We start from the raw sequence: 24,253 nt of genomic DNA on the forward strand, positions 1-24,253 counted from the left end.
CGACCCCTCCTCGGGCGTGATCATGCACACATTCGCGCTTACGCTATCGGACCAGCCCATCCCCTTGGGCGTGATCATGCTCAAGTTCACATGAACGCCATCTGGCCTGCCCCACCCGTGTTGTCGATCAACAAAGGCGGGGCAGGTCGGAGGGGCATGCCGCGAACCTGTGCATGATCACGGCCAAGAAAACGGGGGGCGGTCAGCGGACGGTGAGGCGGGTGGGGAGGCTTTCGTTGCCGAGGCGGTCGAGGGCGGTCACGTAGTACGTGCCGGCGACCTTGCCCGCGTATCTGGGCGCGGACGTGGCCGGGACGACGGCCACGAGATTGCGGCCGTCCGCCGTGGCGCAGGTACCGGCGGCGGTGGCTCGGTACACGCCATAGGCGCGGGCGCCGGACTGGGCGGCCCACATGAGCGTCCCGCCGCCGTACTTCAACCCGCTCGGAGCGGCGGGGGCCTTGGCGGGCATCCCCTTGATCAGCGGAATGAGCGCCGGCCTCGTGTAGTACTGCTTCGCGATGCGGTCCATGACCGAGAGCGGGTTCGCGCGGAGCTGCGCGGCGTTGAAGAACACGTCACCCTTGACCTCGGGGTACTTCTGGTTGACGGCCAGGTGCGAGGGCAGCTCGTCGGGCTTGGACCAGGCCGGGATCGTCTTGCTGCCCACCTGGTAGAGCGCCTGGCCGATGTAGAGGTCGACGCCGGTGCCCTTCACCGCGTTCGCCCACCAGGGGACCAGGACGTTGTAGTCGGCGATCGCGTATCCCCGCGGCCAGTAGATCTGAGGGATCAGGTAGTCCACGGAGCGCGCCTTGATCCACGCCTTAGCATCCGCATAAATCTGGCTATATGCGGACATGCCCTTTGTGTTTGAGCCGGACGCGACTTCGGACTTGTTCCGCCAGATGCCGAATGGGCTGACGCCGAATTTCACGTACGGCTTCTCCGTGTGAACGGCCTTCGACACCTGGGCGATCAGCTTGTTCACGTTGTCCCGCCGCCAGTCGGCGAGCTTCATGCCCTTGCCGTACTTCTTGAAGGCGGCGGAGTCGGCGAACGGCGTCCCCTGGCCGGGATAGGGATAGAAATAGTCGTCGAAGTGGATGCCGTCCACGTCGTAACGCCTGGTCACGTCCTTCACGACCTTGGTGACCCAGTCGCGGACCTCGGGCAGACCCGGGTTGTAGTACAGCTTGCCCTCGTGCTTGACGACCCAGCTCGGGTGAAGGCGGGCGGGGTGGTTGGCCGGAAGTTTCGACAGGTCCGTGGTGTCGCCCGCGCGGTACGGGTTGAACCACGCGTGGAACTCCATCCCGCGCTTGTGCGCCTCTTGGACGAGGAAGGGCAGCGGATCCCAGCCGGGGTTCTTGCCCGCCGTGCCGGTGAGGTACTGCGACCACGGCTCGAACGGGGAGCTGTACAGGGCGTCCGAGGCCGGCCGTACCTGAAGGAAGACGGCGTTGAATCGGCGCTTGGCCGCGAGGTCGAGGAGCTTGACGTACTCGGCCCGCTGCTGGGCGGGGGTCAGGCCGGTGCGCGAGGGCCAGTCGAGATTGTGCACCGAGGCGATCCAGATGCCGCGAAGCTGCCGTTTCGCGTAGCGGGCGCTGGTCGTGCACGAGGCGGTCTTCGCCTGCTCGGCCATCGTCTCTCCGGATCCCGCCGCGGCGGAACGAGGAGTCGCGGGGCGCGCGGCATCCGTGCGCGCCGTCAGCTGCGTCCGCATGGCAGCCGCCTGTTCGACCCGCTCGGCCCGGGCACCCGGTCCGAAGGCGTACGCGACTCCCATGGCGGCGGCCGCGGCCAGCACGCCGGCGATCAACGGCCGGCTCACCCGTCTCCGCTCAGTCACGAGAGGACCTCCCCGATTCCCGATGCATACCGCCTTCAGTCTGGCATCGGCAAATCGATGGTTTCTCCGAAGAAAAGAAAGTCATCTCATGATGCTGATGTGATAAAGCCAGGCGCACGTCAGGGAGTTCCCCGGGTGCCGGCCGCGCGAAACTCCGGCTCCCGGGGAAACACCCCGGCGATCGTCAGGCGGAGTCCGCCGTGACCTTCCCCGCGAGATGCGACGGGAGCGGCTCGTACCGCAGGAAGGAACGGTGGAACGTCCCCGTGCCGTGCGACATGGACCGCAGGTCGATGGCGTACCGGGTGATCTCCAGTTCCGGCACCTCCGCCTTGACCAGAGTCCGCCCGGTGCCCACGGGTTCGGTGCCGAGCACCCTGCCGCGCCGCGAGGACAGATCCGACATGACGGCCCCGACGAACTCGTCCGACACCAGGATGGACACCTGGTCGACCGGCTCGAGCAGCAGCGTCGGCACCTTCGCCGCGGCCTCCTTCAGGGCCAGCTGCCCTGCGATCTGGAAGGCCATGTCGGAGGAGTCGACCGAGTGCGCCTTGCCGTCGTAGAGGGTGACGCGGATGTCGACCACCGGATACCCGGCGACGACCCCGCGCTCCATCTGGGCCCGCACGCCCTTCTCCACCGACGGGATGAACTGGCGCGGCACCACGCCGCCGACGATCTTGTCGACGAACTCCAGCCCGCCGCCCGACGGCAACGGCTCGATCTCGAGGTGGCAGACGGCGTACTGCCCGTGGCCGCCGGTCTGCTTGACGTTGCGCCCGGTCCCCTGGACCTTCCCGCCGAACGTCTCCCGCAGCGGCACCCGCAGGTCGACCTTCTCCACCTCCACGCCGTGCCGCTTGGACAGCCGGTCGAGCAGGACGTCGGCGTGGGCCTCGCCCATGCACCAGAGCACGAGCTGACGGGTCTCGGCGTTGTTCTCCAGCCGCAACGTCGGGTCTTCGGCCACGAGGCGGCTGAGTGCCTGACTCAGCTTGTCCTCGTCCGCCTTCGACTTGGCCTGGATCGCGACAGGCAGGAGCGGGTCGGGCATCTCCCACGCCGTCATGAGCAGCGGGTCCTCCTTGTCCGACAGAGTGTCGCCGGTCTCCGCGCGCGTCAGCTTCGCGATCGCGCAGATGTCGCCGGCCACGCACTTGCCGAGCGGGCGCTGGGCCTTGCCCAGAGGCGAGGACAGGCTGCCGACGCGCTCGTCCACGTCATGATCCTCGTGCCCCCGGTCGGCCATTCCGTGCCCGGACACGTGGACGACCATGTCGGGGCGGAGTGTCCCGGAGAAGACCCGGACCAGGCTGATCCGCCCGACGTAGGGGTCGCTCATCGTCTTGACGACCTCGGCCACCAGGGGCCCGGCGGGATCGGCCGTGACGTGCGTCACCGGTTTCCCGTCGGTCGTCGTGACCTCGGGAAGCGGGTGCTCGAGCGGCGACGGGAACCCCTGGGTGACGATCTCCAGGATCTCCTGCATGCCGACGCCCGGCGCCGCGGCCAGCACCGGGTGGAAGCTCGCCCGCGCGACGGCCTTCTCCAGGTCGTCGATGAGGACCTTGGTGTCGATCTCCTCACCGGAGAGATAACGGTCCATGAGGGACTCGTCCTCGCTCTCCTGGATGATCCCCTCGATGAGGTCCCCCCGGTACTGCTCGATCAACTCGAGCTGACCGGCGTCCGGTTCCCGTTCCGTACGGCCGCCGGCCCCGTATTCGTAGAACCTCTGGGACAGCAGCCCGAGCAGGCCGACGCCGTCCACGGGAAGATAGAGGGGGGCGACACCGTCGCCGAAGGCCTCCTGGCAGCTGGCGAGGACCTCGTCGAAGCCGGCGCGCGGGTGGTCGATCTTCGTGATGACCACGGCGCGGGGCATGCCGACCAGCCCGCACTCCTCCCAGAGCATGCGGGTCAGGCCGTCGACGCCCTCGGCGGCGGAGACGACGAAGAGCGCCGCGTCGGCCGCACGCAATCCCGCGCGCAGGTCGCCGACGAAGTCCGCGTAACCGGGGGTGTCGAGAAAATTGATCTTGATTCCGTTGTGCACGACGGGAGCGACGCACAGGTTGACGGAGCGCTGCTGGCGCACCTCCACCTCGTCGAAGTCGCAGACCGTGGTGCCGTCCTCGACCCTGCCGGTGCGCGGGACCGTGCCCGTCGCCGTCAGCAGCGCCTCGATCAGGGTGGTCTTGCCGGCTCCAGAATGGCCGACCAACACGACATTGCGCACCATGTCCGGCCGATCGGCCGCGGGTGCTCTGCCCGCGGCTCCTGTTGTAGCGCCGGTAGATCTTTCGGCCACATCGCCTCCCGCGTCTCAGAGCGGTCGGGATGGGCACGTCGCGCGCTCCCCGCGCCGGCCGCTCGTGCCGTCGCTGTCCGCGCCGATGGCCCCGCCCTCGCGGGGCGCGCGGGGGAGTCGACGTGATGTTTCACTGCACGTCATCTCCCCGCGGCCTGTCAGGCGCGTGTTCTTCACCCTTTACCCATGTGGGGAGGATCACAAGACTTTTCGGCGGAATGTCCTCGCGAGCTCGCCGAGGTGTTCATGGCCTACGATCGGACGGCCATGTTGAGCATCCTGCGCCCCGCCGTCACCCGCGTCATGACCCCGCTGGGCAGAACCCTCGCCCGGGTGGGCATCTCGCCCGACACCATCACTCTGGTCGGAACCTTCGGCGTGGTGGCCTCGGCGCTGTTCTTCTTCCCCCGGGGGCAGCTGTTCCTGGGGACCGTCGTGATCACCGTCTTCGTGTTCGCGGACGCGCTGGACGGCGTGCTCGCCAGGATGACGGGCAAGGGCAGCGTGTGGGGCGCCTTCCTGGACTCCACGCTCGACCGTCTCGCTGACGCCTCCGTCTTCTCCGGTCTCATCCTCTACTTCGTCCTCAAGGACGACCCGGAGATCGTCCTCGCGGGTGTCGCGCTCTTCTGCCTCGTCGCGGGAGCATTGGTGTCCTACGCCAAGGCGAGGGCAGAGGGCCTGGGGATGACCGCGAACGTGGGCATCGCCGAGCGGACGGAGCGACTGGTGGTCGCGCTGGTCGGAGCCGGACTGTCCGGGCTTGGCGTGCCGTACGTCCTGGCGATCGGGCTCTGGCTGCTCGCGGCGGCGAGCGCCTTCACGGTCGTCCAGCGCATGGTCCACGTGTACCGACAGGCGGTGGTCAGATGAAGGACGCGGCCCGCACCCCACCCGATCGGGTGCCGCTGGGGGACCGTCTCGTGGCGGCGGCCTACTCGGTGGGCTGGGTCGTCGTCCGCCGGGTGCCCGAGAGGGTCGCCGCGTGGTTCTTCCGCGTGCTGGCCGACCACCTGTGGCGCAGGCAGGGCACGTCGGTACGCCGCCTGGAGTCCAACCTGGCCCGGGTCGTGGGCGGCGCCGCCTCCGATCCGGCAGTCCGCGAGCTGAGCCGCGCCGGGATGCGGTCCTATTTCCGTTACTGGATGGAGGCGTTCCGCCTTCCCTCGATGGACCGGGACCGGATCCTCTCCGAGACGCGGGACGTCGACGGGCATTTCATCTTCGACAACGTCGACAAGGGCCGCGGGGCGGTGATCGCCCTGCCCCACATGGGGAACTGGGATCTCGCCGGCGCGTGGCTGGCGCACAAGGGATATCCCTTCACCACCGTCATGGAGCGACTGCGGCCCGAGTCGCTCTACGAACGGTTCTTCGCCTACCGGGAGAGCCTCGGCATGGAGGTCCTGCCCCTCACGAGCAAGGGCGGCGGCAGCGCGATGGCCTTCGGGACGCTGGCCAAGCGACTGCGCGAAGGCCGCGCCGTGTGCCTGCCCGCCGAGCGGGACCTGACCGCCTCAGGGGTGGAGGTCGACTTCTTCGGCGCCAGGACCCGCATGGTCGCCGGGCCGGCGCTCCTCGCGATCCAGACGGGGGCCGCGTTGCTGCCCGCCGTTCTGTGGTTCGAGGGCAAGGGCTGGGGCATCCGCATATATGAGGAGATCCCGGTGCCGGTTGAGGGGAGCAGGCAGGAGAAGGTCATCGCGATGACGCAGAGCCTCGCGTCGGTCTTCGAGAAGGGCATCGCCGAGCACCCCGAGGACTGGCACATGCTCCAGCGTCTCTGGCTCGACGACCTGGAGCCCCGGCCTGTGGGAGCGCCGTGAAGATCGGCATCGTCTGTCCGTACACCTGGGACGTCCCGGGAGGCGTCCAGGCGCACATCCGCGATCTCGCCGAGGCGCTCATCGCCGACGGTCACGACGTGTCCGTGATCACTCCTGCGGCCGACGACGCCCCGCTGCCGTCGTACGTCACCTCCGCCGGCCGCGCCGTGCCCGTGCCGTACAACGGGTCGGTGGCCCGGCTGGCCTTCGGCTTCCTGTCGGCCAACCGGGTGCGCAAGTGGATCAGAGAGGGCGGGTTCGACGTGCTGCACGTGCACGAGCCCGCCGTGCCGTCCCTCGGGGTGCTGGCCTGCTGGGTGGCCCGCGGGCCGATGGTGGCCACGTTCCACGCGTCGTACGAACGCTCGCGGGCCATGTCGGTGGCCGCGCCGATGTTGCAGAGTGCCCTGGAGAAGATCAACGCCAGGATCGCCGTCTCCGACGCGGCCCGCAGGACCCTCGTGGAGCACCTCGGCGGCGACGCCGTGCTGATCCCCAACGGGGTCACCGTGAGCAGGTACGCCGAGGCGACCCCGCTTCCCGGCTGGGGGCCCGACGGCCAGGTGATCGGATTCCTCGGCCGGATGGACGAGCCGCGCAAGGGCCTGCCGGTGCTGCTGGAGGCGTTCTCGCTGCTCGCCCCGGAACGGCCGGGGCTGCGGCTGCTGATCGCCGGACCAGGTGATCACGACGACGTGCTCGACCGGGTGCCCAGGCAGTACCGGGACCGCGTCGGGCTGCTCGGCATGGTGAGCGAGGCGGACAAGGTCCGCGCCTACCACTCGGTCGACATCTTCTGCGCTCCCAACCTGGGCGGGGAGAGCTTCGGCATCGTCCTGACGGAGGCCATGTCCGCCGGGGCGCCGATCCTGGCCAGCGACATCCCCGCGTTCCGCCGGGTGCTCGGCGGCGGGCAGGCCGGGGCGCTGTTCACCACGGGCGACGCCTCGGCGCTCGCCGAGGAGGCCGCGCGTCTCCTCGACGACCCCGGCCGCCGGGCCAAACTCTCCGACGAGGCCCGCCACGCCGTGCGCAAGTACGACTGGTCCACCGTCGCCCGTGACGTCCTGCGCGTCTACGAGACCGTCGCGGCCGACGCGGGCGTCGTGGAGGACGTGGCGTGACGACCACCCTGATCCTCGTCATCGGCGTGCTCGTGGTGCTCGCCAGCGTGTACATCTCGTGGCGGGCAGGCCGGCTCGACCGCCTGCACATCAGGCTGGAGGCGGCGCAGGCCGCGCTCGACGCCGCGCTGCTGCGCCGCGCAGCCGTCAGCCTCGAGCTCGCGGGGTCGCGGATTCTCGACCCCGCGACCTCGCTCGTGCTCGCCGCGGCCGCCCACGAGGCCCGTACGTCGGGACCCGACGAGCGCGAACACGCCGAGAGCGACCTGTCCAGGACTCTCAGGGCGGTCGTCGACCAGGACCGGTTCGGCGAGAAGCTCGGCGAGCACCTTGAGGGCCCCGCGCTGATGAAGGAGCTCGACACGGCGGTGGCGAAGGTCGTCTACTCCCGCCGCTTCTTCAACAACGCCGTGGCGGTCACCCGTACGGCACAGCGTCGCTGGCTGGCGCGGACACTCAGGCTCGCGGGGCACACGGACTACCCGCAGTTCTTCGAGATCGACGATGCTCCGCCGGAGTCATTGGCCGCGGAGTAGTCCGTTTTGACCAGATGTATAGGGACATTAGGCCGCCCGCCGGTAAGCTCATGCCGTTTCATGGCATGAGGGCTGCGTGTGATGGGCATGTTCTGCCTGCTCACGGGGTCCCCACGGGAGGTGCTGAACAATGCGGGCAGTGACGGGCTTCACCCTTGTCTTGGGGGTCGTACTGGCGGGAGCGGGGTGTTCGTCGGACGAGCCCGCCAAACAGCCACTGGCCGCCACGGCCTCGGCCTCGCCTCCGGCGTCCCCTTCTCCGACCGCGCCGCCCGAGCATCCCTTCACCGGGCGGGAGGGCTCCGCGCTGAAGCCCGTGCTCGCGGTGAAGATCGAGAACACGCCTGCGGGGAAGCCGCAGATGGGCCTGCGCAGCGCCGACATCGTCTACGTCGAGCAGGTGGAGGGCGGCCTGACCCGGCTGATGGCGATCTTCTCGTCGAAGCTGCCCGCGCAGGTGGGCCCGGTCCGCAGCGCACGCATCTCCGACCTGCACATCCTGCCGATGTTCGGCAAGCCGGCGCTCGGCTACTCCGGTGTGCAGACCAGGATGATCCCCTTCGTCCAGCAGGCGTCGCTCTACGACGTCTCCGACAGCGCCGTGCCCTCGGCGTACTCGCGCGTGTCCGGCCGGGTCGCGCCGTACAACCTCTTCGCGAGCCCGAAGAAGCTGCTGGCCAAGGCGTCGAAGGCGAGCAACGCGCAGGACGTCGGCTTCACGTTCTCCGACGAGGCGCCCGACGGGGGCACCGCCAAGAAGTCCTTCAGCGTGAAGTATCCGGCGGCCCGGTTCACGTTCACCTGGTCGGCCTCGCAGAAGCGGTGGCTCATCACGCAGGACGGCCGCAAGGACATGGCGGCGGAGGGCGGCCAGCAGGGCGCGCCCACGATCGTGGTCCAGTGGGTCAAGACCGACCGCTCGCAGTTCCACGACTTCCACGGCAGCTACACGCCCCTCGTCCACTCGGTGGGCAAGGGCAAGGGCGTCGTGTTGCGGGACGGCAAGGCGTACGACGTGTCGTGGTCGCGCCCCTCGGAGGAGGAGGGCACCACCTACACGACGGCCGACGGGGAGCCGATGCCGTTCTCGCGCGGGCAGGTGTGGGTCGTGCTGGCGTCGAAGAAGCCGGTCTCTCCGTGATCGTGCAAATGGTACAAAGCTCGTGATCAATCCTGACAGAGTGGAACGTAAGGGGATGGACCGACCAGGACCTACGATGGAGATGACAATCGTAGGCCCGCCGACGTGAGGTAGCACCGTGTCCAGCAGCACCCCCGAAGTCAACGAGTCCGCCGTCGGTACCGCCCGCGTGAAGCGCGGAATGGCGGAGATGCTCAAGGGCGGGGTCATCATGGATGTCGTCACCCCCGAGCAGGCCAAGATCGCCGAGGATGCCGGAGCGGTGGCGGTCATGGCGCTCGAGCGCGTGCCCGCCGACATTCGCGCCCAGGGCGGAGTGTCGCGGATGAGCGACCCCGACATGATCGAGGGCATCATCGGCGCGGTGTCGATCCCGGTGATGGCCAAGGCGAGGATCGGCCACTTCGTCGAGGCCCAGGTGCTTCAGGCGCTCGGGGTCGACTACGTCGACGAGTCCGAGGTCCTGACGCCCGCCGACTTCGCCAACCACATCGACAAGTGGCAGTTCACCGTGCCCTTCGTGTGCGGCGCCACGAACCTCGGGGAGGCGCTGCGCCGCATCACCGAGGGTGCCGCGATGATCCGGTCGAAGGGCGAGGCGGGCACCGGCGACGTCTCCAACGCGACCACCCACATGCGGCAGATCCGCGCCGAGCTCAAGCGGCTGACCTCCCTGCCCGAGGACGAGCTCTACGTCGCGGCCAAGGAACTGCAGGCGCCGTACGAGCTGGTCGCCGAGGTGGCCAAGGCGGGCAAGCTGCCGGTCGTGCTGTTCACGGCCGGCGGGATCGCGACGCCGGCGGACGCCGCGATGATGATGCAGCTCGGGGCGGAGGGCGTCTTCGTCGGCTCCGGCATCTTCAAGTCGGGCGACCCGGCCAAGCGGGCGGCGGCGATCGTGAAGGCCACCACGTTCTACGACGACCCCGATGTCATCGCCAAGGTCTCGCGCGGCCTGGGTGAGGCCATGGTCGGCATCAACGTGGACGACGTCCCCGTCTCCCACCGCCTCGCGGAACGCGGCTGGTAACGCCTAGGTGTGATCATGCACATATTCGCGAGAGGCGCGCTGACCTGCGCCTCCCTCGTGCGTGATCACCCCTATCAGATGTGTGATCACCGTCGATGGGGCGGGCTGGGTTAGGGTCTGGGGTGTGACGACGGACGACACGGGGCAGCTGGCGGGGAGCCTGTCGCGGGAGCTGCGTCACCTCGTCATGTTGCTCCGCCGTACGACGGCGGGACAGCCGGTGACCGCCCAGCAGTACTCCGTCCTCGGTTCGCTCGAAGGCGCCCCCCGGCGCATGTCCGAGCTGGCCGAGGAGCACGGCGTTCAGCTGCCCACCATGACGGTCCAGATCAACCGGCTCGAGGATGCGGGCCTGGTCGCCCGGGGCACCGACGCGTCCGACGCCCGTGTCCGCACGGTCGAGCTGACCAGCGAGGGCCGGTCCCGTCTGCATGCCGTACGGCACGCGAGGATCGCCTACCTGACTCGGCAGCTGGACCGGCTCACGGTGGACGAGCGGCGTGCCATCACCGCGGCCCTGCCCGCGCTGGCCAAGCTCGGCCGCGGCTGACCACCCGCGGTCGTCGCCGGTTTGGGACGCGACCCCGCGTGGTCATACGCTGAATCGGCACCAGAGGAAGGGACTGCTGTGACCGCTGCGCCGAAGATCGGTGTGCTCGCCCTCCAGGGTGACGTGCGCGAGCACGTCCGCGCCTTGGAGGCGTCGGGTGCCGGCGCGATGCCCGTCCGCCGCCAGGAAGAGCTGGACGCGGTGGACGCGCTGGTCATCCCGGGTGGGGAGTCCACCACGATGTGGAAGCTCGCGACCGCGTTCGAGCTCCTCGAGCCCCTCCGGCTGCGGATCAAGGAGGGCATGCCCGCCTACGGCTCCTGCGCCGGCATGATCATGCTGGCCGACCGCATCGAGGGCGGGATCGAGGGGCAGGAGACTCTGGGCGGCATCGACATGGTCGTCCGGCGCAACGCGTTCGGCCGTCAGGTCGACTCCTTCGAGGCCGATCTCGACTTCGCCTCGCGGGGTTTGATGAGGGCCGTTTTCATCCGCGCGCCCTGGGTCGAGTCCGTCGGTCCAAAGGTCGACGTGCTGGGCCGCGCGCGACCAGGGGATGCGGTGAGCGAAGCTGGGGATAGGATCGTCGCGGTCCGACAGGGACCTCTGCTCGCGACATCCTTCCACCCGGAGCTAACCGGAGATGCGCGGGTTCATTCGTATTTTGTCGAAATGGTGAGGGAGTTCTAGGCGATGTCCGGCCACTCCAAATGGGCGACGACGAAGCACAAGAAGGCGGCGCTGGACTCCAAGCGCGGCAAGCTCTTCGCCAAGCTCATCAAGAACATCGAGGTCGCGGCCAGGACCGGCGGTCCCGATCCGGACGGCAACCCGACCCTGTACGACGCGATCACCAAGGCGCGGAAGAACTCCGTCCCCATCGACAACATCGAGCGCGCGCGTAAGCGCGGCGGCGGTCTCGAGGCGGGCGGCGCCGACTGGCAGACCATCATGTACGAGGGCTACGCCCCCGGCGGGGTCGCCATCCTGATCGAGTGCCTGACCGACAACCGCAACCGCGCGGCGTCGGAGGTCCGGGTCGCTCTCACCCGTAACGGCGGCTCCCTCGCGGACCCCGGCTCGGTCTCGTACATGTTCAACCGCAAGGGCGTCGTGATCGTCCCGCGGGCCTCGCTGACCGAGGACGACGTGCTCATGGCCGTCCTGGACGCGGGGGCCGAGGAGGTCAACGACCTCGGCGACAACTTCGAGGTCGTCTCCGAGGCGACCGACCTCATCCCGGTCCGCAAGGCCCTGCAGGACGCCGGGATCGACTACGAGTCGGCCGAGGCGAGCTTCGTGCCCACGATGAACGTCCCGCTCGACGAGGAGGGCGCCCGCAAGGTCTTCCGCCTCATCGACGCGCTCGAGGACAGCGACGACGTCCAGAACGTCTGGGGCAACTTCGACGTCAGCGACGAGATCATGGAGAAGCTCGAGGAGGACTAGCGCCGGGCGGAAAACGGGTCGCGTGTGCGGCCGCGGGCAGCCTAGTTTGGTCGTTCGTGGACATTCGCGACCTGACGGCCGATGATCTCGACGCCGTGCTCGACAACCGCAAGCGCGCCTTCGGCCCGCTCTCCCCGGGAGACGTGGAGACGTGGCGCAAACGCTTCGAGATCCTGCCAGAAGGGTCCTACCTGGGCTCCTTCGAAGGCTCCCGGCTGACCGGCACGGCACGGATCAACCGTTTCACCCAGTGGTGGCACGGGCGGGCGCTGTCCATGGGGGGCATCGCCGGCGTGACCGTCGCGCCGGAGGACCGCGGACGCGGCGTGGGCCGCACGCTCATGTCGGCCGTGATCGACCGGTGCGGCGAACTCGGGCACGTCACGTCCGCGCTCTATCCGGCCACCACGCCGATCTACCGGAGCCTGGGCTGGGAGCATGCGGGGGCGCTGTTCACGGCCGTCCTGCCCACTGAGGCGCTGCGCGGCCTCGGGGACGACGCCTCGAAGGCCGTGAAGCTGCGCCGCATGGGCGCGGCCGACGCGCCGGAGCTCATGGCGGTGCTGGAGCGCGTCTACGCCTCCACCCGCGCCAGCGGCCCGCTCGGCTGGGACGAGCCCACGTGGCGCCTGTGGCTCGACGACGATGACGACTTCTGCTACCTGGCCGACGACGGGTACGTGATCTACCGCTGGGACTCCGGGGACATCGAGGTCGACAACCTCGTCGCCGGCTCCGAGGCCACGGCGCGCGCCCTGTGGTCGCTCGTCGGCACCGCCTCGTCCATCGCCACGTCGGTCAGGGCCCCTGTGGCGCCCCACGACCCGGTTCTGTGGATGCTCCGTGAGCGGCAGTCCGACGAGGTCAGGCAGACGCGCTGGATGTTCCGCCTGATCGACCTGCCCGCCGCCGTCGGACGGCGCGGCTTCCCCGCCGGGGTCGCCCTCGACACGACGATCGAGGTCGACGACCCGCAGCGGCCCGCCAACTCGGGCACCTGGCGCCTGGAGGTCGCCGCCGGGTCCGGTACGGCTTCCTCCGGGTCCGCCGCCGGCTCGGGTGCGGCGCCCCGATTCACGATCGGCGGCCTGTCGGCCCTGTTCGCCGGCGTCCCCACGGCCACCCTCCGGCGTACGGGACGGCTCTCCGGGGGATCTCCCGAGGTCGACGACGCCCTGGACGCCGCCTTCAACTGCGCCGCGTACATGATCGATTACTTCTGACGCGAGCGAAGACGAGCCGATCACGGTAGAGTTCGGTGCCGAACAGATGTTCGGCGGTTCCCAGGACGCCGCTGGGCGAGCGGACCAGGGAGGCCTGCCGGTGCGGATGCCAGAGCTGCGCGTGCTGGGGGTCGACCCCGGGCTGACGCGATGCGGCGTCGGCGCGGTGCGGGGCCGTCCCGGCGCGCCACTCGATCTCATCGGGGTCGGGGTGGTGCGCACTCCGGCCGAGGACGACATCGGCGCCCGCCTGGTGGTGATCGAGGCCGAGCTCGAGCGGTGGCTCGACGAGGTCAAGCCCGACGCGGTGGCGGTCGAGAGGGTGTTCGCCCAGCACAACGTCCGCACCGTCATGGGCACCGCCCAGGCCTCCGCCGTCGCGATCGTGTGCGCCGCCCGCAGGGGCCTGCCGGTCGCCCTGCACACCCCCAGTGAGGTCAAGGCCTCCATCACGGGGAACGGCAACGCCGACAAGAAGCAGGTGGGCACGATGGTCACCCGGCTCCTGCGGCTCGACGCGATGCCCAAGCCCGCCGATGCCGCCGACGCCCTCGCGCTGGCCATCTGCCACGTGTGGCGAGGAGGCGTACAGAACCGGCTGGCCGATGCTCTCGCCCGGTCTCGCGGCGCCGCCTCGGTCGCGATGGCCGCGGGCTACCGGCATTCGCCCCCCGGCCGTACCGGCGATCGGACCAGACCATGACCGTCCGATCCGCGGTGGGGGCGGCGCTCTGTCTGCGGGCTCTGGTAGGACTGGGGGCGGCTCGCGGGCGTGGCCTGCCGGAGGTCCCGCGGTGGATGTCGCGGTTCAGGCGGGCGACAGGCGTTGACGCTCACGACGGCGGGCCGGTGGGACGGCGTCGTGACCGTTCCGCCCGGAGCGGGGAGGGGACGGGCGAATGATCGCATCCGTGGCGGGGGAGGTGACCGCCGTCGCGCCGGACGCCGCCGTCATCGAGGTCGGCGGGGTGGGCGTCCTGGTGCACTGCACGCCCGGCACGCTCGCCACTTTGCGCGTGGGCGAGCCCGCCCGGCTCGCGACCGCTCTCGTCGTGCGGGAGGAGTCGCTCACGCTGTACGGCTTCGCCACCGATGACGAACGGGTCGTGTTCGAACTGCTGCAGACGGCCAGCGGTGTGGGACCGCGCATCGCCCTCGCGATGCTGGCGGTGCACACGCCGAACGCGCTGCGGGTCGCCGTGGCCGGCGCCGATCTCAAGGCACTGACGATGGTCCCCGGCATCGGGCAGAAGGGCGCCCAGCGCATCGTGCTCGAACTGAAGGACAAGCTCGGCACCCCCGACGAGACGGTCGCCGCCGCGTTGAACGGCAAGGCGAAGCCTCCGGCCTGGCGCGAGCAGGTCCACTCCGGCCTGGTCGGGCTCGGCTACTCCGCCAAGGACGCGGACGAGGCCGTCGCCGTCGTCGGCGCCGAGGCGGACGCGGAGGTCGCGGCGGGCCGTACGCCCCAGGTCGCGGTGCTGCTCAAGGCGGCGCTGCGCGCGCTGAGCGTCCGATGAGGCAGGGCATTAGACCGGCGACCCGGGGGCGCGCATGAGCTTCGAACGTGATCTCGTGTCGCCCGAGCCGGACAACGACGAGCACACGCTGGAGGCCGCGCTGCGGCCCAAGCGTCTCGACGAGTTCATCGGCCAGGCGCGGGTCCGCGAGCAGTTGTCGCTCGTGCTGGAGAGCGCCCTTCGCCGCAACCGCCCGCCTGACCACGTGCTGATGAGCGGAGGGCCCGGCCTCGGGAAGACCACGCTCGCGATGATCATCGCAGCGGAGCTGGGTGCGCCGCTCCGGGTGACCTCCGGTCCCGCGCTCGAGCGCGCGGGCGACCTCGCCGCGATCCTGTCGACCCTGTCCGAGGGCGAGGTGCTGTTCATCGACGAGATCCACCGGATGGCCCGGCCCGCGGAGGAGATGCTCTACCTCGCGATGGAGGACTTCCGGGTCGACATCGTGGTCGGCAAGGGGCCGGGGGCGACCTCGATCCCCCTGGACATCGCGCCGTTCACCCTCGTGGGGGCGACGACCCGCGCGGGCCTGCTGCCGGCCCCGCTGCGCGACCGGTTCGGGTTCACCGCGCACATGGACTTCTACGACGCGAGCGAGCTGGAGCAGGTCCTGCACCGTTCGGCGCGCCTGCTGGCGGTGGGCCTGCCCGAGGAGGGCGCCCATGAGATCGCCCGGCGGTCTCGTGGCACGCCTCGAATCGCGAACCGGCTGCTCAGAAGGGTCAGAGACTTCTCGGAGGTCCGCGCCGAGGGGGTCATCACCCAGGAGATAGCCTCAGCCGCACTGAATCTTTACGAGGTCGACGCGGAAGGGCTGGACCGGCTCGACCGGGCGGTTCTCGGCGTGCTGCTCCGCAAGTTCGGCGGTGGTCCCGTGGGCCTGTCGACTCTCGCCGTGGCCGTAGGGGAGGAGCCCGAGACCGTCGAGGTCGTGGCCGAGCCGTTCCTCGTACGGCAGGGCCTGATCGCCCGCACCCCGCGAGGCAGGGTCGCGACGGCGTCGGCCTGGGCTCATCTCGGTCTGACTCCTCCTCCTGACGCGTTCGGCGCATCCGTCCTCCCCGGGCTGTTCGACGAGGCGTAGACACTCGGGGGCGTGGTGGCGTGAGCCGTACAAGGAGGAAAATGAAAGGAAAAAGTTCCGGGAAAAGTCGCACACCTGTGATGTACGGGGCGAGTGCGATTACAAATCGGTTTCGAAGGCTATGAAACAGGAACTTTCCCGCGAGCCGGAACGTGTGCTCGTTGCCGGGTCAAGAACGGCTCGCATACACTGCGTGGCTTGACTGGCCGCTTACGCCGACCCGTGTAGCGTCGCGGCGGCCACGTGGCAATGCGCATCAAACCTCCGGCGTCAGGCCGGTTAATCACGTAAGGAAGGGTGGCCCCGTGGGTAGCAACCCGCTTGGGACGTTCCTGCCGCTGATCTTGCTGGTAGTGGTCTTCTACTTCCTCTTGATCCGTCCGCAGCGAAAGCGGCAGCAGGAGCAGGTACAGATGCAGAACACTCTGGCTCCCGGCGCCCGCGTCATGACGACGACCGGGCTGTTCGGCACCGTGTCGGCGATTGAGGACGACGACGTCATCCTGGAGGTCGCGCCGGGTGTCGAGACCCGGTGGGTCAAGGCGGCGATCGGCCGTGTGATCCCGCCCGCGGAGGGAACCTCTGAGGAAGAGACCAGCTCGGTCGCCGACACCCCCGACACGACGCCGGGCGACGATGATTCGAGTAGCAAGCAGTCCTGAGTAGGCTGATCGCACACCCTTTGACGAAAGAACTGACCACCAGTGGCCCCACCGACCAGTAGCCAGATCAAGCCGGGACGCACGCTCCTGGTACTTCTGGCGATCATTCTTGCCATGGGCGCGACGATCGCCCTGCAGAAGGCGTTCGTCCCGAAATTCGGCCTCGACCTGGCCGGCGGGACCACGGTGACGTTGTCGCCGGTCACACTCGACAACAAGCCACCGTCGGCCGAGAGCCTGGACCGCGCCGTCAGCATCATCCGGGCGCGCGTCAACGGCGGCGGCATCACGGACGCCGAAGTCGCCAAGGCGAACGGCAACATCGTGATCTCGCTGCCCGGCGTCGGACAGCGCGAGGCGGTGGCGCGTGTCGCGACCACCGCTGAGCTGCGGATGCGCCAGGTGCTCGCGGTTGCCTCGGCGACGAACCAGCCGGTCCAGATGCCGACGACGGCTCCCACGCCCAGCGGCTCGGGCGCTCCGAGCGCCACGCCCAGCGGGGGGGCTACGTCGACTCCCAGCGCGAGCGCGACTCCCGCGGGCAGGGCGCTGTCCTCGGCGCTCGCCGCTCCGTCGCCGTCCGCCCCCGCGGATCCCAAGGGCGGGGCGAAGGGCGACGACAAGGCCAAGGGCGACGACAAGGCCAAGAGCGACGCGGCGAAGGCCGAATCCACCCCGACCCCGCCGCCGCCGGGTCCAGGCGACACAGCGGACCCGCTGGCCGGCCAGGACACCACCGGCATCGACCCGGCTCTGCTGACGCAGTTCCGCGACATCGACTGCACCGCCAAGAACCGCGGCCAGGGCGTCGCCGACGATCCGAACAAGCAGATCGTGGCGTGCAGCGACGACGGGACGGCGCGCTACATCCTCGACAAGGCGGCCGTGCAGGGCACCGAGATCAGCGGGGCCTCGGCGGGCACCGACTCGACGACGGGTGAATGGATCGTCCAGGTCAACTTCAAGTCCAAGGGCGCCACGGAGTTCGCGGACATCACCCGGCGGATCACCACGCTGCCGGCGCCGCGCAACCAGCTGGCGAACGTGCTCGACGGCGTCGTCATCGTGGCTCCCACGATCGAGGAGGCCATCCCGGGAGGAAGCGCCCGGATCTCCGGCAACTTCACCCAGTTGACCGCCAACGACCTCGCCGACCAGCTCAAGTACGGCGCGCTGCCGCTGAAGTTCAAGCAGAGCGAGGTCGTGTCCGTCTCCTCGACGCTGGGCCAGGACCAGCTCAGGGGTGGTCTGATCTCGGGCGCGATCGGCCTTCTGGTGGTCGTGCTCTACCTGCTGCTCTACTACCGCGGCCTCGGCCTGATCGGTGTGGCCAGCCTCGGGGTGGCCACGGTGATCACCTACTCGACGGTGGTGCTGCTGAGCCACAACGCCGGTTTCCGGCTCTCGCTGCCGCACATCATCGGCCTCGTGGTCTCGATCGGCATCACGGCGGACTCGTTCATCGTCTACTTCGAACGCATCCGTGACGAGATCAAGGAAGGCCACCGCACGTTGCGATCGGCCGTCGAGGTCGCCTGGCGGCGCGCGAGACGGACGATCCTCGTGGCGGACGCGGTCATGTTCATCGCGGCGATCGTTCTGTACTTCCTCGCGGTCGGCGGCGTGGCGGGCTTCGCGTTCGCGATGGGCCTGACCACACTGATCGACATCGTGGTCGTCTTCCTCTTCACCAAGCCGCTGATGTCGCTGGTGGCGAGGTTGAGGTTCTTCGCGAAGGGCCACAAGCTGTCCGGACTCGACGCGGAGCGCATGGGCCGTACGAGCCCCGCCGAGCAGACCCTGCAGGAGGCGTGATGCCGGGTGTTATCAGCCGCCTCTACCGCGGCGACATCAACATCGACTTCGTCGGCAAGCGCAAGACCTGGTACGGCCTGTCGGCCTTCCTGCTGGCCGTGTCGATCCTCGGGCTCGTCCTCCACGGACTGAACCTCGGTGTCGAGTTCAGGGGCGGATCGGTCTTCGACTTCGCCCGTACGCCCGGGTCGACCGTGGAACAGGTCCGGTCGGCCGTCTCGGACGCCGGCCCGCACCAGGTGATCGTCCAGCAGGCCGGCCAGAAGAACTGGCGGGTCACGACGGAGAGCCTGGACGTCGCAGAGGTGTCCACGGTTCAGAAGGCGGTCGCGGCGGAGTTCAAGATCCCTGAGGCGCAGGTCAGCTCTCAGGTGATCGGCGCCACGTGGGGCGGTGAGGTCTCGCAGAAGGCATGGCTGGGCCTCGCGGTCTTCATGATCGCGATCCTGCTGTACCTCTCCGTGGCCTTCGAGTGGCGGATGGCGCTCGCGGCCGTCGTGGCCCTCGTGCACGACCTCGTGATCACGGCGGGCATCTACGCCTGGTCGGGCTTCGAGGTCACCCCGGCGACGATGCTGGGCTTCCTGACGATCCTCGGTTATTCGCTGTACGACGCGGTCGTGGTCTTCGACATGATCAAGGAGGTGACGGGCAAGCTCGGGACGTCGGCCAAGATGACCTACACCCAGGCAGCGAACAACGCCCTCAGTCACACCCTGATCCGGTCGCTGAACACCTCGCTCGTCGCGATCCTGCCCGTGGCCGCGATCCTGTTCATCGGGACCACGCTGCTCGGCGCGGGCACGCTGAAGGACCTGTCGCTTGCCCTGTTCGTCGGAATGATCGTCGGCACCTACTCCTCGCTGTGCGTCGCCACACCGATCCTGGTGACGTTGAAGGAGCGGGAACCGCAGTGGCAGGCGCTCGCCAGGCGCGTCGCGGCCCGGCAGGTCTCCGCCGCCAAGGCGGCTGCGGCGGCCGCGGGCGGGAGCCGTACGGGCAAGGAGCCCGTCGTGGCGGGATCCCAGAACGGTACGGGCACTCAGACCGGGCAGGGCACTCAGAACGGCGCCGTGTCCGGCAAGCAGCGCAAGAAGCGCTAGTCGTCCGGACGCTGAAAGCGCCCCCGCCGCCCGCACGGGCAGCGGGGGCGCTGCTGTTTCCGGGGGTCACGGCGGGTGTTGCCGGTCGCGCAGCCGGCGCGGCCGGCTTCCGTCGGTGCACAGCCGGCTCGGCGGACGCGGATCGTTCGCCCGATGTGCTCTAGGGTGGGCGTCGTGACTGACTGGAGCGCCCTGATCAGGGACATTCCTGACTACCCGAAGCCGGGGGTCGTGTTCAAGGACATCACCCCGCTCCTGGCCGACCACACGGCGTTCACGCAGGTCGTGGATGATCTGGCGGACGGCCTGGCCTTCGACAAGGTGGTCGGCATCGAGGCGCGGGGGTTCATCCTCGCCGCGCCGGTCGCCTACCGGAGCGGCGCCGGGTTCGTCCCTGTGCGGAAGAAGGGCAAGCTGCCGGCCGCGACTCTCGAGGCCTCCTACGATCTCGAGTACGGCTCGGCGGTCATCGAGGTGCACGCGGACGCCTTCGCACCCGGCGAGCGGGTTCTGATCGTCGACGACGTGCTGGCCACGGGAGGAACCGCCGAGGCGACCGTGGAACTGGTCAGGCGGGCGGGCGCGGAAGTGGCCGCGCTGTCGTTCCTGATGGAGCTGTCGTTCCTGTCCGGACGGGACCGGCTGCCCGGCCTCGAGGTCCGTACGCTGCTGAGCGTGTGAGCACGGTGCGGAGCCGCCGTGGGGCAGGCCGGTAAGCAGGCGGATCAGGGGCACCGGCATCCGCCGTGCGGCGGGCCTGGCGGCCGGCGAAGCGCGGCCGGGAGCGGGCGGCGGATCACGGCCGGAAATGGACGGCGGGTCACGGCCGGGAAAGGGCTGCGGATCACGGCCGTGAACAGGCGGCGGAGAGTGCTGTGGCAGCACGGATACACTGAGGAATCTGGACTCGACGTGAGGAGTCTGTGTGCCCCGTGATGTGGTCGTGCCTGACAGCGCGCGGGCTGGACGCGGGACCGACCCGCGCGACGCCCCCGAGCCGGCCGATGTGCCCGCTGACGCGGTGCCCGACGCATCGGGGGGCGCGGAAGAGAGACCGGCGCCGGCCGTACGACGGCGGCTGACCCGGTTCGGGGGGCAATGGGGTGCTATGAATCCGGTGCTGGAGCCGCTGTTCAAGACGGTCCGGGCGACCCATCCCAAGTCCGACCTGCGCCTGATCGAGCGCGCCTACGACATGGCCGCCTACCACCACCGCGACCAGAAGCGGAAGAGCGGCGACCCGTACATCACCCACCCGCTGGCCGTGGCGAGCATCCTGGGCGAGCTGGGGACCGACGACGAGACCCTGTGCGCCGCCCTGCTGCACGACACCGTCGAGGACACCGCCTACAGCCTCGACGAATTACGAGCCGATTTCGGCGACAACATCGCGCTGCTCGTCGATGGTGTGACCAAGCTGGACAAGGTCAAGTTCGGTGACGCCGCGCAGGCCGAGACCGTCAGGAAGATGGTCGTCGCGATGTCCCGCGACATCCGGGTCCTGGTCATCAAGCTCGCCGACCGGCTGCACAACATGCGCACCATGCGGTACATGCCGGAGCACAAGCGGCAGCAGAAGTCCCGGGAGACGCTCGAGATCTTCGCGCCTCTGGCTCACCGACTTGGCATGAACACCATCAAGTGGGAGCTGGAGGACCTCGCGTTCGCCATGCTCTATCCGAAGCGGTACGACGAGATCGCCCGGATGGTGTCGGAACGGGCGCCCAGGCGTGACCTGTTCCTGCAGGAGGTCATCGAGAAGGTCTCCGCGGAGCTGCGCGAGGCCAAGATCAAGGCGACCGTGCGCGGGCGGCCGAAGCACTACTACTCGATCTACCAGAAGATGATCGCCAAGGACGTGGCGTTCGACGACATCTACGACCTGGTCGGCATCAGGGTGCTCGTCGACACGGTCCGCGACTGTTACGCGGCACTCGGCACGATCCACGCGCAGTGGCGGCCCGTGCCCGGGCGGTTCAAGGACTACATCGCCATGCCCAAGTTCAACATGTACCAGTCGTTGCACACGACGGTCATGGGGCCCGAGGGCAAGACGATCGAGCTGCAGATCCGTACGAGGGCGATGCACAACCGCGCCGAGTACGGCGTGGCCGCCCACTGGAAGTACAAGGAGGAGACGAACGGCTCCGGGCCCGCCAAGGCCAAGCAGGTCAACGACATGGCCTGGTTGCGGCAGCTGCTCGACTGGCAGAAGGAGACCTCCGACCCGGGTGAGTTCCTGGAGTCGCTGCGCTTCGACCTGTCGGTGTCCGAGGTGTTCGTCTTCACGCCGCGGGGGCAGGTGATCGCCCTTCCCGAGGGCGCCACGCCCGTGGACTTCGCGTACGCCGTGCACACGGAGGTGGGCCACCGCTGCATCGGCGCCCGTGTGAACGGGCGGCTGGTGCCGCTGGAGTCCCGGCTCGGCAACGGGGACACGGTCGAGATCTTCACCTCGAAGTCGCCGGACGCGGGGCCGTCCCGTGACTGGCTGAAGTTCGTCAAGAGCGGCCGAGCCCGGAACAAGATCCGTCAGTGGTTCTCCAAGGAGCGCAGGGAGACCGCGATCGAGGCCGGCAAGGAGGCCATCGGGCGGGCGATGCGCAAGCAGGGCCTGCCGCTCCAGCGCCTTATGTCCGGCGAGGCGCTTCTCGCCCTCGCCCGCGATCTGCGTTACCCCGACGTGTCGGCGCTGTACGCGGCCGTGGGGGAGGGCCACGTCGCGGCCCAGTCCGTCGTTCAGAAGCTCGTACAGGCGCTGGGAGGCGTCGAGGGGGCTGAGGAGGACCTGGCGGAGGCCGCGGTCCCCACGAGGCTCAAGGGCCGTCCCAGGGGCAACTCGAACGCCGGCGTCATGGTGGCGGGCGACCCGGACGTCTGGGTGCGGCTGTCTCGATGTTGCATGCCGGTACCCGGCGACGACATCGTCGGATTTGTCACCCGAGGGCATGGAGTTTCCGTACATCGGACGAACTGTCCGAACGTGGACCAGTTGAGTGCCCAGGCGGATCGTCTGGTGCAGGTGTCATGGTCGCCGCAGGACGATTCGCTGTTCCTGGTCGCGATCCAGGTGGAGGCGCTGGACAGGCCTCGCCTGCTGTCCGACGTCACCCGGACGTTGTCGGACCACCACGTGAACATCCTGTCGGCGTCGGTGGCGACCTCCCGGGACCGGGTGGCCGTCAGCAAGTTCACCTTCGAGATGGGCGACCCCAAGCACCTCGGACACGTCCTCAAGGCCGTCCGGACCATCCAAGGCGTCTACGACGTCTACCGCGTCACCAACTGACCCCCTCGGCTTGTGCTTGTAGGTGATCATGCACTGCGGACGTACGCAGGTCGTTGAGGTGATGCTCAGTCCGTACGTGGGGTCGTTGCGCGAGCCTGGTCGGCGTGGTGCCGCCGCGACATCAGGGCAGGCGACCGATGGCGGCACTCGGGCTGTGAGGTCTATGGCCACAGTGGCGACGATCCGTGGCAAGCCGTCTTGGGTGGCCGAGTCCTGATGCAGGACTGGCGATCTCGCTTGAGCGCTCCCATGCACGTTGCGGCCGTCCCCCCGTGCATGATCACGAAAGACGTAACCGCAGGTCAACGGTGGTTACGTCGAAAGTGTTCATGATCACAAACCGGGGGAGGCCGGCTCGTGACACCTTTACACGAACCCGGGCATGATCACACCCAAGGTCGGAGCAGGTCAGCGGCACCTTCTCCGAACTTGGGTGTGATCACGCACAAACGGGGCGTCGTCGTCAGGAGAACTCGGCCAGGGTGCGCTCGGCTTCCTCGAGCCAGGAACGCCGGGCGGCCAGAGCTTCCTCGGCCTCCTTGACGTCCTTGTCCCTGCCGCCGGCCCGGGCCTTGGACAGGCGCGTCTCGAGCTGCTCGATCGAGCGGCGGAGCTGGTTGACCGTGTCCTGGGCGCGAGCGCGGGCTTCGGGGTTCGAGCGCTTCCACTCGTTCTCCTCGGCCTTGCGGACGGCGTCCTCGACGCGGCGCAGGCCGCCCTCGAGCTTGTCCCGCATCTCTCGCGGCACAGGTCCGGCGGCTTCCCAGCGCTCCAGGAGGTTCCGGAACGCGCTGCGGGCCGTACGGGCGTCGGTGACGGGCAGGAGCCGCTCGGCCTCGACCAGCAGGGCCTCCTTGACCTCCGCGTTGGCCGCGAACGACGCGTCGCGCTCGGCGAAGACCGCCGACCTCGCGTGGAAGAACTGGTCCTGGGCGGCCTTGAACCGGCCCCAGAGCTCGTCCTCGGCCTCGCGGGAGGCGCGCCCGGCGGCCTTCCACTGCCGCATCAGCTCGCGGTAGGCCGCTGCCGTCGCGTTCCAGTCGGTCGAGGACGCCAGCGTCTCGGCCTCCGTGACGATCCGCTCCTTGGAGCTGCGGATGGCGTCGCGCTGCTCGTCGAGGGACGAGAAGTAGGCCTTGCGCCGCTTCGCGAAAGCCGTACGGGCGGCGGACAGGCGCTTCCACAGGGTGGCCTCGGTCGCCCGGTCGATGCGCTCGGCGGCCTTCCACTCGTCGATGAGCTGCCGTAGGCGCTCGCCGCCGGACTTCCAGTGCGTGGCGTCCTCGGCGATGCGCTCGGCCTCGGCGACGATCCGCTCCTTGGTCTCCCGGGCCTGGACGCGAGCCTGGTCGCGGGCGGCCCTGACCTCCTCCCGGCGCTTGCCGACGATCTCGGTCAGCGCCGCGAGGCGGTCCTGGAGGGACGCGAGGTCGCCGATGGCGTGCGCCTCCGCGACCGCCTCCCGCAGCTTCGCGATGTTCGACTCGGCCTGAGCGGGCGCCAGGTCGGTGCCCTTCACCCGCTGCTCCAGAAGCTGGACCTGCCCGGCTAGCTCGTCGAACTTCCGGCGGTAGTAGGCCAGAGCCTCTTCAGGCTCGCCGGCCTGCCAGGACCCGACGGCCCGTTCTCCCTCAGCCGTACGCACGTAGACGGTGCCGTCAGCGTCTACCCGGCCCCACGGGTCGGTGGTCACCGCGTCCTCCCGCACTTGAATCAGCCCTCCAGGGCCCGA

The 24,253-nt window shown here is 69.2% G+C and carries 21 protein-coding genes; 18 read left to right on the plus strand and 3 right to left on the minus strand.

Features of this window, described 5'->3' with window-relative positions; translation table 11 throughout:
- Nucleotides 1-202 precede the first annotated feature (202 nt).
- Both Pph01_RS37225 and Pph01_RS37230 read right to left on the minus strand, forming a co-directional pair.
- Entirely contained in the window at nucleotides 203-1,855 is a 1,653-nt protein-coding gene (locus tag Pph01_RS37225; RefSeq protein WP_239117303.1) for a glycoside hydrolase family 10-like protein, read from the minus strand.
- Nucleotides 1,856-2,039: 184 nt separating this feature from the next.
- Entirely contained in the window at nucleotides 2,040-4,169 is a 2,130-nt protein-coding gene (locus tag Pph01_RS37230; protein WP_204077940.1) for an elongation factor G-like protein EF-G2, read from the minus strand.
- 267 nt (nucleotides 4,170-4,436) lie between these two features.
- Here Pph01_RS37230 and pgsA point away from each other — a divergent pair, with 267 nt between their 5' ends.
- From pgsA to Pph01_RS37320, 18 genes are all read left to right on the plus strand, one after another.
- Entirely contained in the window at nucleotides 4,437-5,042 is a 606-nt protein-coding gene (pgsA, locus tag Pph01_RS37235; RefSeq protein WP_204077989.1) for a phosphatidylinositol phosphate synthase, read from the plus strand.
- On the plus strand, nucleotides 5,039-5,995 hold the full coding sequence (locus Pph01_RS37240; protein WP_204077941.1) for a phosphatidylinositol mannoside acyltransferase: 957 nt from the start codon (nucleotides 5,039-5,041) through the stop codon (nucleotides 5,993-5,995). Before pgsA ends, Pph01_RS37240 begins: the two co-directional genes overlap by 4 nt.
- Complete coding sequence (locus Pph01_RS37245; RefSeq protein WP_204077942.1) at nucleotides 5,992-7,119, plus strand: glycosyltransferase family 4 protein; 1,128 nt, start codon at nucleotides 5,992-5,994, stop codon at nucleotides 7,117-7,119. Before Pph01_RS37240 ends, Pph01_RS37245 begins: the two co-directional genes overlap by 4 nt.
- A complete protein-coding gene (locus Pph01_RS37250) occupies nucleotides 7,116-7,655 on the plus strand; it encodes a hypothetical protein (RefSeq protein WP_204077943.1) in 540 nt (179 codons plus the stop codon). Before Pph01_RS37245 ends, Pph01_RS37250 begins: the two co-directional genes overlap by 4 nt.
- Nucleotides 7,656-7,785: 130 nt before the next feature.
- A complete protein-coding gene (locus tag Pph01_RS37255; protein WP_204077944.1) occupies nucleotides 7,786-8,796 on the plus strand; it encodes a DUF3048 domain-containing protein in 1,011 nt (336 codons plus the stop codon).
- A gap of 118 nt (nucleotides 8,797-8,914) precedes the next feature.
- The gene (pdxS, locus tag Pph01_RS37260) at nucleotides 8,915-9,826 is read left to right on the plus strand and encodes a pyridoxal 5'-phosphate synthase lyase subunit PdxS (RefSeq protein ID WP_204077945.1); all 912 of its coding nucleotides are present in this window, start codon (nucleotides 8,915-8,917) and stop codon (nucleotides 9,824-9,826) included.
- Nucleotides 9,827-9,950: 124 nt separating this feature from the next.
- Complete coding sequence (locus tag Pph01_RS37265) at nucleotides 9,951-10,376, plus strand: MarR family winged helix-turn-helix transcriptional regulator (RefSeq protein ID WP_239117304.1); 426 nt, start codon at nucleotides 9,951-9,953, stop codon at nucleotides 10,374-10,376.
- A 78-nt stretch (nucleotides 10,377-10,454) separates the two neighbouring features.
- On the plus strand, nucleotides 10,455-11,066 hold the full coding sequence (gene pdxT / locus Pph01_RS37270) for a pyridoxal 5'-phosphate synthase glutaminase subunit PdxT (protein WP_204077946.1): 612 nt from the start codon (nucleotides 10,455-10,457) through the stop codon (nucleotides 11,064-11,066).
- A gap of 3 nt (nucleotides 11,067-11,069) precedes the next feature.
- Nucleotides 11,070-11,825: a YebC/PmpR family DNA-binding transcriptional regulator gene (locus tag Pph01_RS37275; RefSeq protein WP_204077947.1), complete on the plus strand. Its 756-nt coding sequence runs from the start codon at nucleotides 11,070-11,072 to the stop codon at nucleotides 11,823-11,825.
- A 56-nt stretch (nucleotides 11,826-11,881) separates the two neighbouring features.
- Complete coding sequence (locus Pph01_RS37280; RefSeq protein ID WP_204077948.1) at nucleotides 11,882-13,048, plus strand: GNAT family N-acetyltransferase; 1,167 nt, start codon at nucleotides 11,882-11,884, stop codon at nucleotides 13,046-13,048.
- A 115-nt stretch (nucleotides 13,049-13,163) separates the two neighbouring features.
- The gene (gene ruvC / locus Pph01_RS37285; RefSeq protein ID WP_204077991.1) at nucleotides 13,164-13,751 is read left to right on the plus strand and encodes a crossover junction endodeoxyribonuclease RuvC; all 588 of its coding nucleotides are present in this window, start codon (nucleotides 13,164-13,166) and stop codon (nucleotides 13,749-13,751) included.
- A 196-nt stretch (nucleotides 13,752-13,947) separates the two neighbouring features.
- On the plus strand, nucleotides 13,948-14,568 hold the full coding sequence (ruvA, locus tag Pph01_RS37290; protein WP_204077949.1) for a Holliday junction branch migration protein RuvA: 621 nt from the start codon (nucleotides 13,948-13,950) through the stop codon (nucleotides 14,566-14,568).
- Between the two features lie 34 nt (nucleotides 14,569-14,602).
- Nucleotides 14,603-15,652, plus strand: coding sequence for a Holliday junction branch migration DNA helicase RuvB (ruvB, locus tag Pph01_RS37295; RefSeq protein WP_204077950.1), 1,050 nt, complete (start codon nucleotides 14,603-14,605; stop codon nucleotides 15,650-15,652).
- A gap of 305 nt (nucleotides 15,653-15,957) precedes the next feature.
- Nucleotides 15,958-16,314: a preprotein translocase subunit YajC gene (yajC, locus tag Pph01_RS37300; protein ID WP_204077951.1), complete on the plus strand. Its 357-nt coding sequence runs from the start codon at nucleotides 15,958-15,960 to the stop codon at nucleotides 16,312-16,314.
- 114 nt (nucleotides 16,315-16,428) lie between these two features.
- Nucleotides 16,429-18,129 (plus strand): protein translocase subunit SecD, encoded by a 1,701-nt coding sequence (gene secD, locus Pph01_RS37305; protein ID WP_204077952.1) that lies wholly within the window; start codon nucleotides 16,429-16,431, stop codon nucleotides 18,127-18,129.
- Complete coding sequence (gene secF, locus Pph01_RS37310) at nucleotides 18,129-19,232, plus strand: protein translocase subunit SecF (protein ID WP_204077953.1); 1,104 nt, start codon at nucleotides 18,129-18,131, stop codon at nucleotides 19,230-19,232. Before secD ends, secF begins: the two co-directional genes overlap by 1 nt.
- A 153-nt stretch (nucleotides 19,233-19,385) precedes the next feature.
- Nucleotides 19,386-19,913 carry an adenine phosphoribosyltransferase gene (locus tag Pph01_RS37315; protein ID WP_204077954.1) on the plus strand — a complete coding sequence of 176 codons (528 nt, stop codon included), beginning with the start codon at nucleotides 19,386-19,388 and terminating at the stop codon, nucleotides 19,911-19,913.
- 427 nt (nucleotides 19,914-20,340) lie between these two features.
- Nucleotides 20,341-22,521: a RelA/SpoT family protein gene (locus Pph01_RS37320; RefSeq protein ID WP_204077955.1), complete on the plus strand. Its 2,181-nt coding sequence runs from the start codon at nucleotides 20,341-20,343 to the stop codon at nucleotides 22,519-22,521.
- A 463-nt stretch (nucleotides 22,522-22,984) separates the two neighbouring features.
- Here Pph01_RS37320 and Pph01_RS37325 read toward each other — a convergent pair whose 3' ends face one another.
- Nucleotides 22,985-24,214: a DUF349 domain-containing protein gene (locus Pph01_RS37325; RefSeq protein ID WP_204077956.1), complete on the minus strand. Its 1,230-nt coding sequence runs from the start codon at nucleotides 24,212-24,214 to the stop codon at nucleotides 22,985-22,987.
- Nucleotides 24,215-24,253: the final 39 nt, after the last annotated feature.

Origin of the sequence: Planotetraspora phitsanulokensis (assembly GCF_016863295.1) — a bacterium.
GTDB classification, from domain to species: domain Bacteria; phylum Actinomycetota; class Actinomycetes; order Streptosporangiales; family Streptosporangiaceae; genus Planotetraspora; species Planotetraspora phitsanulokensis.